This is a genomic window from Shewanella polaris (assembly GCF_006385555.1).
Lineage (GTDB): Bacteria > Pseudomonadota > Gammaproteobacteria > Enterobacterales > Shewanellaceae > Shewanella > Shewanella polaris.
This window is the reverse complement of record NZ_CP041036.1, coordinates 3,819,000-3,830,358: the sequence shown is the minus strand read 5'-3', so window position 1 is coordinate 3,830,358 and position 11,359 is coordinate 3,819,000. Positions and strand designations below refer to the sequence as shown.

The 11,359-nt window shown below is 41.4% G+C and carries 8 protein-coding genes; 3 read left to right on the top strand and 5 right to left on the bottom strand.

All coding sequences use genetic code 11. From position 1 onward, the window contains the following. Positions 1-54: 54 nt before the first annotated feature. From FH971_RS16620 to FH971_RS16600, 5 genes are all read right to left on the bottom strand, one after another. The gene (locus tag FH971_RS16620) at positions 55-669 is read right to left on the bottom strand and encodes a TatD family nuclease-associated radical SAM protein (protein ID WP_140235074.1); all 615 of its coding nucleotides are present in this window, start codon (positions 667-669) and stop codon (positions 55-57) included. A 133-nt stretch (positions 670-802) separates the two neighbouring features. Then, positions 803-3,955 carry an efflux RND transporter permease subunit gene (locus FH971_RS16615; protein WP_140235073.1) on the bottom strand — a complete coding sequence of 1,051 codons (3,153 nt, stop codon included), beginning with the start codon at positions 3,953-3,955 and terminating at the stop codon, positions 803-805. A 2-nt stretch (positions 3,956-3,957) separates the two neighbouring features. Continuing rightward, positions 3,958-5,157 carry an efflux RND transporter periplasmic adaptor subunit gene (locus FH971_RS16610; RefSeq protein WP_140235072.1) on the bottom strand — a complete coding sequence of 400 codons (1,200 nt, stop codon included), beginning with the start codon at positions 5,155-5,157 and terminating at the stop codon, positions 3,958-3,960. 451 nt (positions 5,158-5,608) lie between these two features. Next, positions 5,609-6,829: an ATP-dependent RNA helicase SrmB gene (gene srmB / locus FH971_RS16605; protein WP_137225682.1), complete on the bottom strand. Its 1,221-nt coding sequence runs from the start codon at positions 6,827-6,829 to the stop codon at positions 5,609-5,611. Positions 6,830-6,882: 53 nt separating this feature from the next. Then, complete coding sequence (locus tag FH971_RS16600) at positions 6,883-7,638, bottom strand: tRNA1(Val) (adenine(37)-N6)-methyltransferase (RefSeq protein ID WP_140235071.1); 756 nt, start codon at positions 7,636-7,638, stop codon at positions 6,883-6,885. A gap of 468 nt (positions 7,639-8,106) precedes the next feature. Between FH971_RS16600 and brnQ the strand changes: the two genes are divergently transcribed. The 3 genes from brnQ to dsbC all read left to right on the top strand — a co-directional run bounded on the left by brnQ (position 8,107) and on the right by dsbC (position 11,314). Beyond that, positions 8,107-9,450: a branched-chain amino acid transport system II carrier protein gene (brnQ, locus tag FH971_RS16595; RefSeq protein WP_140235070.1), complete on the top strand. Its 1,344-nt coding sequence runs from the start codon at positions 8,107-8,109 to the stop codon at positions 9,448-9,450. 88 nt (positions 9,451-9,538) lie between these two features. Then, positions 9,539-10,444, top strand: coding sequence for a site-specific tyrosine recombinase XerD (gene xerD / locus FH971_RS16590; protein ID WP_167496045.1), 906 nt, complete (start codon positions 9,539-9,541; stop codon positions 10,442-10,444). Positions 10,445-10,585: 141 nt separating this feature from the next. Next, positions 10,586-11,314 carry a bifunctional protein-disulfide isomerase/oxidoreductase DsbC gene (dsbC, locus tag FH971_RS16585; RefSeq protein WP_137225691.1) on the top strand — a complete coding sequence of 243 codons (729 nt, stop codon included), beginning with the start codon at positions 10,586-10,588 and terminating at the stop codon, positions 11,312-11,314. Positions 11,315-11,359 lie beyond the last annotated feature (45 nt).

The window sequence follows — 11,359 nt, the reverse complement described above, 5'->3', positions numbered from 1 at the left end:
TAACATGAAGCCTTCTTTGGCGAAAACGTCTATCCACTAATAGATCTGGTTTGTTTAACCAATGACATCTAACTCGCGTTGTTTAAATATTGCGCCGTTTTGTTCTGCGATAATGCGGCAACGTTCAATGTTTACATTAGCCAGTCCATTAATGGCACTCACTTGCACTTGAGGTATATATTTAGGAGCCAGTTGAATAAATTCAAGCAGTGCCTCATATGAGTTTTCAAGCTTGGGACGACAGTGTTGTTGGTAGCTTTCTGCTGTATCGGCATTGAGTGAAATTGATAAACTGTCTATGTATTGGCTGAGCTCTGGCAAAATATTACGACGGTGAAAGTGATTACCTAAACCATCAGTATTCAGCCTTACGTGTCCACCTTGTGCTTTTATCTCTCGGGCAACTTCAAGCAAACACTCAAGGTTTAAAGTGGGTTCACCAAAGCCGCAAAATACGTATTCTTCCACTTCATTTACATTACCTAATAAGGGGATAATATCCTCTGCGGTAATACGTTGAGTGAGAGATAAGTCGTACTCGTGCACTTGCTTCGAACCATTATGCTTGGGGCAGAACTGGCATCTTAATGTGCATCTTGCCGTAATATTGAGATAACGGTGATTGCCGATATCGTAAACTAAGGTTGGCATAGCTGAGGTTGTGGTCATAACCGTTTTTACCATGGAGAACATGGCCAGTATTGTAGCTAAATACAGATGGTAACTATGTTGCTCAGCTCGCAGTTTTAAAGCAAAAAAACAGTGCTTATTTAGCACTGTTTTTTTAGATTAACAATAGTGGTTAATGGTGATCGTCAGAACTTAATGGTTCTGTAACTGCTTTAGGTTGCCACCACCAGAGGTAAAAACGGCTTAATGTACGTTTTATATCGTCAAGGATAATATACAGCACAGGAACTAAAATCAGCGTCACTACAGTAGAAAACAAAATGCCGAACGCTAAAGAAGTTGCCATTGGAATGACAATTTTAGCTTGTAAGCTTTTTTCCATAATAATCGGTACTAAGCCAACAAAGGTAGTGAGTGAGGTTAAAATAATTGCTCTAAAGCGATAACAACCAGAGTCGATTGCCGACTGCATCAACGATTTACCTTCTTCGCGTGCTCGGTTAACAAAGTCGACCAAAATCAGCGAGTCGTTTACCACTACCCCAGCTAACGCCACAATACCGCACAAGCTTAATACGCTCATGGATAAGCCAAGAATGTAATGACCAAACAAGGCGCCAATCATGCCGAACGGGATCACCGACATGATAATAAGTGGTTGAGTGTACGATTTTAATGGAATAGCCATTAAGGCGTAAATGGTAAACATAGCAAAGAAAAAGCCTTGTGCTAACCCTAACATGGCATTTTGCTCATCCAAGCTGCCGCCATCCAAAGCTGAAGCCACTTTAGGGAATCGCGCAGTTAATTCAGGTAGAAAATCTTCCTGAATTTCAGCGACCACTTTCGATGGTTCAACGTTATCCTTATTCACATTGGCCGAAATGGTGATAGCTCTACGACCATCAACACGGGTGATAGACGCATATGACTCGCCTAACTCAATATCTGCCACGGTTGAAAATGGTACTGCGGCACCAGACGGTGTGCGGATAAGCATGTTTTCAAGATCACCCACAGTACGACGTTGCTCTAGTGGGTAACGCACCATGACTTTAACTTCTTCTTTATTACGTAAAATACGTTGTGCTTCATAACCATAAAAGCCGTAACGGACTTGGCGAGCCAAATCAGACAATGTTAGCCCTTGAGCTTCTGCTTCTGGACGAATGTTTAAGCGGATCTCGTGTGAACCTGATGAGAAGTTATCAGTAATATCATACACGCCTTCGTAAGTGGCCAATTTAGCTTTAAGCACTTTGGCCGCTTCAGATAACTGGTCTAAGTCGGTTGCTGTTAAGCGGAACGATAAGTCGCCGCCAGCATCGTTGGTACTGGCATTGATGTTAAGCTTTTTAACTGATAATAACTCGGGTAATTGCTTGCGCCATTCTTCAGCAATCGCCACACCGTCTATTTCTCGGTCTTCACCTTTAGTCAGCTCGGTAAACACAAAGGCACTGCTGCGCGAACTTAGTTCAATATAGCTGTGCTTTACCATTGGGTAACCGTATTGATCTTCAAGTTTGGCGTTCATTTTGTACAACGCATCTTCCACTTGTTGAAGCACTTTTAAGGTGTTCTGTTCAGAGCTACCTTCTTCCATTTCAAGTTGAACTTGAATAAAGTCAGATGGAATATCTGGAAAGAAAACCCAGCGAACTTTACCGCTCTGCACCAAAGCTAACGATAGAATTAATACTCCAACAAACACCGCAACAACGTTATAACGATGTTTAATACAACGTTCGAGGAAGTGGCGATAGGTGTTATGAATAAAATGCTGAAGCCATTCGTTGATAGCAAATTTAATACGTGAGAATACATGTGTCGGTACTTTACGTTTTTTTATTTTCATGTGAGCTAAATGTGCAGGTAGAATCAGCTTTGATTCGATCAGCGAAAACGCTAAACACAAAATCACCACCATACCGATGGATTTCCAAATAATGCCCATGGGTCCTGAGACCATGATCATCGGGATAAAGGCCGCAATAGTAGTGAGAACCCCAAAAGTGGCTGGCATGGCCACTTTTTGTACTCCTTTTACCACGTTATTCAAAGAGTGGCCGTTTTCTTCTAACTCGGTATAGGCACTTTCGCCGATGACAATGGCATCGTCGACGACGATCCCCAGCACCAGAATAAACGCGAATAAGGTCAGCATGTTAATCGACATGTTAAACGGCTCAAGTGGCATGAGTAGCATGGTGCCCAAAAAGCACACCGGTAAGCCCATCATGACCCAAAAAGCGAGCTTAAGATCTAAGAACAAAGCCAGAATAATAAATACCAGCAGGGCGCCATAAAACATGTTTGACAACATCATGTTTAAACGGCCTTGCAGGTAGTGAGTTAAATCTCCCCAGGTATCAAGTTGAATATTGCTTGGTAAGCTTTTTTTACGTTCGGCAACATAGGCCTTAACTTGTGATGAAATATCTAACGCATTTTGATCGTCAATACTGGTAATTTCAATGACGGCAGCAGGTTTGCCGTTAAAGCGAGTGTATTCTAGACGCTCTTCAAAATCATCATTAATGGTGGCAACTTGCGGTAACATAATCCGGCTGCCGTCTGCGCGAGTTTCTACCACAATTTGGGCAAAGTCAGCAGCGGTATAAGCTTGGCCTTTGGTGCGCAGTAGGATGTCACCGTCCTGGGCTCGAATAGAGCCCCCGGGTAAATCAATCGATGAGTTTTGCACCGCTAAAGCGACTTGGGTAAAGGTAATACCATATTCACGCAACTTGTCTTCAGACAGTTCAATGCCGATTTCATAGTCGCGAACACCAGTGACTTTCGCGCGAGTGACAGCAGGTAAATCGGTGATATCGTCTCTGATCGCTTTTGCCATTTCTTTCATGTCATGTAGGGTCATGTCGCCATAGACAGACACCCAAATCACATTGTTTTCTGGCTTTATTTGGTAAATATTAGGTTTTTCGATGTTATCTGGAAAGGTCGCAATAGCATCGATACGCAGTTTAGCTTCATCTAGCACTTGTTGCACTTCGTAGCCGTCTTCTACTTCAATCGTCACCGAGCCAACACTGTCACTGGCAATCGACGTCACTTTTTTAATCCCGCTGATATCTTGAATGGCTTCTTCTATTTTTATATTAATACCTTCTTCAATTTCTTGTGGCGCAGCACCGGGGTAGGCCACATTGATATTGATAAGGTTTAATTCAAAGGTTGGAAATATTTCTTTATTAATCAGTACAGCACTAAACAAACCGCCAATAAGCAAGGCTGCCATCAGTAAGTTGGCGGCGACACTATTGCGAGCAAACCAGGCGATAATTCCTTTATTAGTATCCATTATTATTCACCTGCAGTCGTAGCGGCTTGGGTGTCAGTATCGACTGGCTCAGTCTTGGTTTCTTCACCCAATACTTTGATGACTTGTCCAGAATTCAAGCTGTTAATGCTAGTGGTTGATACACGCTCATTTGCTTTGAAACTGCCTTGAATATAAATGGTATCAATGTCTGAGCGAATAATATTCACTGGGCGAATTTCAATAATGTTATCTGCACCCACTACGGCAACCTGACCATTGCGCACTACATGTCGAGGTAGTTTTACCACATCATTAACGGTTCGACCTGTGATGATTGCATTAACAAAACTGCCATATTTTAAGGGTAATTGACCTTCGGTTTTGTTTTTGCGCAAATATGGATCACGAATTTCTGCTACTAAATACACCATGCGAGTCTCTTCGTCGATGACATTTTCGCTGCGCACGATGTTGCCTTTCCAAGAGACTTGTTTACCTGCTAGCAATGCCGTAAGCGTGACTCCAGTTTCAGGGTTATCGACAGACTCTAAATAAGCGAGATCTTCATTTGCTAATGGCAATCTTATTTCGGCAATACTGGTGTCGTATAGCTCACCGAGGTTTGTGCCTAACGTAACATACTGACCTAAGTCGACATTGCGGGCCTTAATGATGCCGTCAAAGGGGGCGCGGATAACCGTACGCGCTAGGTTACGTTGTGCGCGGGCTAAAGCAGCTTCGGCGTATTTGACGTTGGCTTGTTCTTTTTTCAGCTGAGGAATGCGTAATCCCAGTTCTGGCGGTAAACCGTTACCAAAATCTTTAAATTCAATTTTTGCGACGACGCCACGGGCTTTTTCTTCATTTAATTCGGCCGTTGCTTGTGCCAATGTCGCTTCTGCCTGAATGAGATCGGCTTCGTAATCTGATGGTTCGATAATGGCCAGTTGTTCGCCTTTTTTAACCACGCCACCGGCAACAAAATTGGCTGAAATATTCAGCATTCGCCCTTGGACTTCGGTGACTAGCTGAGTTTTATATTTAGGGTTAACTACGCCGTACGACGGTAAATTAAGCGATAAGGTTTGTGGTGTGACGGTTTGCACGTCAATAATCGGTACACTGACGGGTTCATCTTTTTGCTCGGGAGCTTCTTGCGTGCTGATAAGCAACATGGCTGCGGCAACAAACACGGCAATAATCAGGAGTGGTGACAATCTTCTAAGTATTATTTTTATCATTTCTTTTGCGTATCCATGCTGAAATAATGCTAAAGACAGTTAACTTCGTTGGCTAACATGTTCATTCAGATTCATTTTATTACTCATATCATCTAAATTAACAGAGTATGGCGTTTATCTAAATAGTTTGATGTAAATAAAATGTTTCAAATTTTGCGTTTTTTTATGATATGACAATTAAAGCTTAATAAACGGGGTTTTTTAGCATATATGATTTGGGATAAAATACATTATTTGAGTTTTAATTCATAGCAATTAACGGTTTAGGGGGGATTTTGCCGATGGGTGTTTTTTGTGCATAAATTGACACATCTTGACACTTTGTTGCGATATTAAGTCTAGTTAATGATGATATATAGTGCTTTAGGGATAAAAAAGCGAATTACTCAGTAATTCGCTTTAATATTTAGTTGGCGCCTTATTTTAGGGGCAACATAAATCAGCCTAGACGTTATTTTTTCTTATACTTTTTCGATTTCACTCGAGCATCTTTGGCATTCGCTTTTTTCTTACCTGGCACTTTGGCTTCTTTGTGTTTAGGGCGGAGCTCTTCAATGACACGGCGTTTAAGTGGCAACTCAATATAACGTTCGATTTTAGAGATAATCCGCATATCGTGTGCTTCAACCAATGAGATTGCGGTTCCTTTGGCGCCTGCGCGTGCAGTGCGGCCAATTCGATGGACGTACGCATCAGCAGAGCGGGGCATGTCAAAGTTAATCACATGGGTAATATCATCAACATCAATTCCTCGAGCTGCTACATCGGTAGCCAATAACACATTGACTTCGCCTTTAGAAAAACGCCCAAGTGCTTGGAAGCGTTTTTTCTGTTCCATATCGCCACGCATAAATGCACAAGGAATATTGGCTTTTAGTAGTAACCCTTCCAAACTAGCAACCATTTCGCGTGTTTTTACAAACACTATGGTGCGTTTAACATTTTCTTGTTGAAGAATATGGCATAACAATGCAAATTTATGCGCTTGATCATCAGCTAAGTGAATCCATTGATGCACTTTGGCTTTTTCACTGCGTGGTGCTTCTACATCTACCATGATTGGATCGTTTAACAATTCACGAGCAAATCGGTTTACACCATTGCCTTCAAGCGTGGCAGAAAACAACATATTCTGTTTGCGACCTTGAGCTTCAATGGCAATAGATTGCACCACTGATGAAAATCCCATATCAAGCATACGGTCAGCTTCATCAATGATTAAAATTTCAACTTCAGTGGCGTCAAATTTATCTTTGTCTAAGTATTCCATTAATCGACCCGGGGTGGCGATTAACAAGTCGACGTTATTTTCTAATGCTTCTTCTTGTGGGCCATATGGCACACCGCCAGTAATAATGACGATATTAAGATCGAGTCCAGTGGCTAAATGGCTGGCGTAACGATGAATTTGACTGGCTAATTCGCGAGTTGGTGTTAGCACTAAAATACGTGCTTGACCTTCAAAACGACGCGGGAAATCGATTAAATGTTGCAATGCGGGCAGTAAAAAGCTGGCCGTTTTTCCCGTGCCGGTTGGCGCACGCGCTAAAATATCCCGCTGATCCATGGCCAATGGAATGGTTTGCTGCTGAATGGTGGTAGGGGTGTTGTGTCCCATGGCCTTGAGTGACTCTAATAAGCTAGGGTCGAGCTGGAAATCTTCAAATTGCATGCGCTGGTCTCGCTGAAAAATAGTTGAGTATTATAGCTGACCTAATGAGCAGGCTAAAGCTTTAAGTAGAATGGGCGACATAAATCTATCATTGTTTCGCTGTATCGTCCTTGTTTATCGCGGATCGTCATCTGGTGGTGCTGGGTTTCAACAGCTGGATTAGCTAGTGTTGGCGGTTCGCTTGTTATTGGCTTGTGCTGGATTGCCAATATTGATCTGTTAGCTACCTTTCCCTCAATGCTAATGATATCAAACTGCTTTGCAACAAATAGACTATAAGCGCTGAGTTGTTGAGTAAAACTGGTTAAACTTTGCCGTGGTAAAATAACACTTGCCGTGCCTTGAGGCGCCAGTAATTGGCTGATCACGCTTTGTAATTCAGCGAATGACAAGGTGTTGGTGTGTCTTGCATCTGCTCGCGCGTTGTTTTTGGCCTGAGTACCCTGCTCAAAGTAGGGGGGGTTACAAATAATATGGTCGAATAATGGCTCATCATTGTTATTGTGTTGCTGTTGAAAGTCTTGAATAGCACCGTGAAATAGTTGCACTGTCTCTGACCAAGGGCTTTGCTTAATATTAAATTGGCAAGCCTTTGCTGCAGCATTGTCTATTTCTACTGCAATAATACTGGTGTGGTGAGGGCTTCGTTGTGCTGCCATTAAGCTGAGCAAACCGCTTCCTGCACCAATATCTAGAATATAACTAGATTGTGTCAATTCAGCCCATGCACCGAGTAAAACCGCATCAGTACTCACAGCCATACCACATTCTTTATCATCGATATGAAATTGTTTAAACGTAAAAGACATAGGTAATAGATTACTCTTTCAGCTGCTTGAATGACTCGAACGGGATCATAACTGCTTTGGTTTTTACTGTCGCGTGTTAATTGTCACTGCCTGTAATGGTTGAGTTTTTGTTATGTAATTTAACGTAACGTTCATAGGCGTGGTGAATATACGCACAAGTCCTGCCACAATTTGTAACTATAATTACTTATTTTAATTGTTTGCCCCGCTTAAGCTTGAGTATATAGATGATATTTGATATTAGTTTGCGCACTTTTTTAGACGTAAAGTTGAGTAAAAAGTCTAATTTAGGTTATTTCGACAGGGATGCGTCGTTGAGTTCAGACCTAACGAGTTATTTCGTTACTTTTAATAAAAGTTTTACTATTTCTAAGTGTATTTTTAACTTTACAATTTGTTGTTAGTTCAGTTCAACAGTAGCTAATTACGCTGTAATCAATTAGGTTTGTTAAAAAACATAACAATAAAATGAGGCGAGTAGTGCAAACAACCAAAATGAGTGTGACAGATACGCTAGGGTTAGGGTTTATGACCTTTGCGTTTTTTTTAGGTGCGGGTAACTTAATTTTCCCACCTTTTGCTGGCATGCTTGCTGGCGAGAATATGTCCTTTGCGATGTTAGGTTTCTTAATTACCGCTGTGGGTATGCCATTGATTGGCTTAATCGCTGTTGCCAAAGCTAATGGTAAAGTGATGGCATTATTACCAGCATTTGCAGCAACGGCGTTAGCTATTGCTATTTACATTATCATCGGCCCTGCATTTGCTGCCCCGCGTACTGCTTTGGTGGCGTTTGAAATAGGAGCAAGGCCTTTTATCAGTAACCCTGACACATTGATGATGTTAGGCGGAAAAGAGTTCAGTATTGCGCAACTTATTTTTACGCTAGTGTTTTTCTCTATCGTGATGTTTCTCTCTTTATTTCCAGGCAAGTTGCTCGATAGCGTGGGCAAAATACTTACGCCGGTATTGATTTTATTATTGGTGGGTTTAGCCTGCTCAGTGATTATTATTCCTGGCGCAGAGGTGAATACGCCTGTCGGTGAGTATATTAATAACCCATTAACCAAAGGCATTATTGAAGGTTATAACACCATGGATACCTTGGCATCTTTGATGTTTGGTATGTTAATTATCGATTTATTACGCAAAAAAGGCGTTAACGATCTAGCAGATCAAACTAAATATTTAGTGCGTGCTGCATTCATCGCTGCTGGTGGTTTAGGTTTTGTGTATGTTTCGTTGTTTTATCTTGGTGCTTCTGCTGGTGATTTTGCTATTGGTGCAGATAATGGCGGACAAATTTTAACAAACTATGTGACTCATCATTTTGGCGGAATCGGCTCGTTAATGTTGTCAACGGTTGTGACGCTAGCATGTTTAACTACTGCGATTGGTTTGGTGACGGCATGTTCTGAGTTCTTCAATGAGTTAATGCCAAGCTTGTCTTATAAGTTGCTGGTAGTGGTGCTAAGTGTGATTTGTGCCACTGTTGCAAACGTTGGCCTAACGCAGCTAATTAGTATCAGTATTCCTGTGCTAATGACCATTTACCCCGTTGCGATTGCATTGGTATTGGTGACTTTTTTAACAGAACGCTTTGCTCGACCAGAGTTCTCCCATCGTCTAGTACTTAGTGTTGCACTCTTTTTTGGTATTTTCGATGGTTTAAAAACGGCTGGTATGGACATGAGTTTCCTTGATTTTCTGCCATTGCATGCAGAGGGAATGGCTTGGTTGCTACCTACAACATTGACTGCAATTGTTTGTTTGTTTTTACCTAAAAAAATGGATAATAAAGCGGTTGTTTAAACGGTAAATAGGTCATAATAAACAAATCAATACAACGACGTTATGATAAATTATCTAGCGTCGTTTTTATTATTTACTGGATACTGCTTTGGCCAAACTTGCTTATCAACCGAATCCTTTAATTAACCAGTTTATTGATGACGTATGGTCAACTAATGGGTTAAGTAATAATACCTTGGTATCCTATCGTACAGACTTACAAAATTTAGATCGTTATGTTTTGGCCAAAGGGCTGAATTTGCTGCAAGTCGATCAGGGAGTACTGCGTGATTATCTCGCTGTACGTTTTGATAAAAACTTTGCTAAAAGTAGTACCGCAAGATTACTCAGTAGTTTACGGCGTTTTTATGCTTACTTATTGGTTAAGCAGAAAATTAGCCAAGATCCAACTGCATTAATTAAGTCTCCTAAGTTAGCTCGTCAATTGCCGGATACATTGTCAGAGGCGCAAATCGACAGTTTATTATCCGAGCCAAATACCGAAGAAGCCATTGAGCATCGCGATAAAGCGATGTTGGAACTCTTGTATGCGACCGGATTACGAGTAACTGAATTGGTGAGTTTAACCATGGAACAAATTAGTTTGCGTCAAGGCTTGGTTCGGGTCATGGGTAAGGGAGGAAAAGAGCGTTTGGTTCCGTTGGGTGAGCTTGCCATCGCGGAGGTTGAACAATATATTAAGTTTGCTCGTGGTGAGTTATTGAGTATGAAGCAGTCAGATGTGTTGTTTCCGTCACGTCGCGGACAAATGATGACTCGACAAACCTTTTGGCATCGAATTAAATTGTATGCGGCCAGAGCGGGTATTCAATGTCATTTATCACCACATACCTTACGCCATGCTTTTGCTACCCATTTATTGAATCACGGTGCGGATCTTAGGGTTGTACAACTTTTATTGGGACATAGTGATTTATCAACTACACAAATATATACTCACGTAGCAAAAGTGCGTTTACAACAGTTACATAGTCAGCATCATCCGCGAGGGTAAGCATCTTAATGATTACCTGGATGATCAAATCCTTACATTTTAAGCGTGTCAGTCTAGTTGCGTTAGTGGAACTAAGTCTGTAAGTTTTATCTACTAAGTCGGGTCTATTCTAATCGAACCCGTGTAATTTTAGGAACTATCATGAAGTTAACCAAAGCATTAGCCCTTGTTGCCAGCCTTATTATCGCTCCTATAGTGTCTGCGGCACCTGCGACCGATGTCTCCAATGAATCAGCACTAAAGCAAAAACTCACTGAGACCTTGGGTGTCAACGTGACATTAATTCAACAATCTCCAGTTGATGGTTTATATCAAGCACTGACCGACCGTGGCGTATTATATGTAACTAAAGATGGCGCCAAGCTATTTCATGGCAATTTGTATGATATGGACAAAGGCATGAAAAACTTAACTGAGGCAGCATTAGCTGGACCTCGTATTAAATTACTCAAGCCATTTGAAGATGATATGTTGGTTTACAAAGCCAAAAATGAAAAGCATGTTGTTACCGTATTTACCGATGTTGATTGCGGCTATTGCCGTAAGTTACACAATCAAATGCAAGGTTATAATGATTTAGGCATTACTATTCGCTATTTAGCTTTCCCTCGTGCGGGTATTCCTTCTGCTAATGCTGATGAGATGCAAGCAGTATGGTGTGCCAAAGATCCTTTAAAAGCGATGACAGAAGCTAAAAACGGTGGCAATGTTAAAGCGGCTAGTTGTGGTATTGATATTGCTGCGCAGTATAAGTTAGGTGTGTCGTTTGGTGTTAACGGCACACCAGCATTGATTTTAGAAAATGGTGTTATGGTACCTGGCTATCAAGCTCCGGCAGAGTTATTAAATACTATCGAATCAAATTTATAATTCAGTTTTATTAACGCTGAATTATAAGTCCAAGCCGAAGAGTCT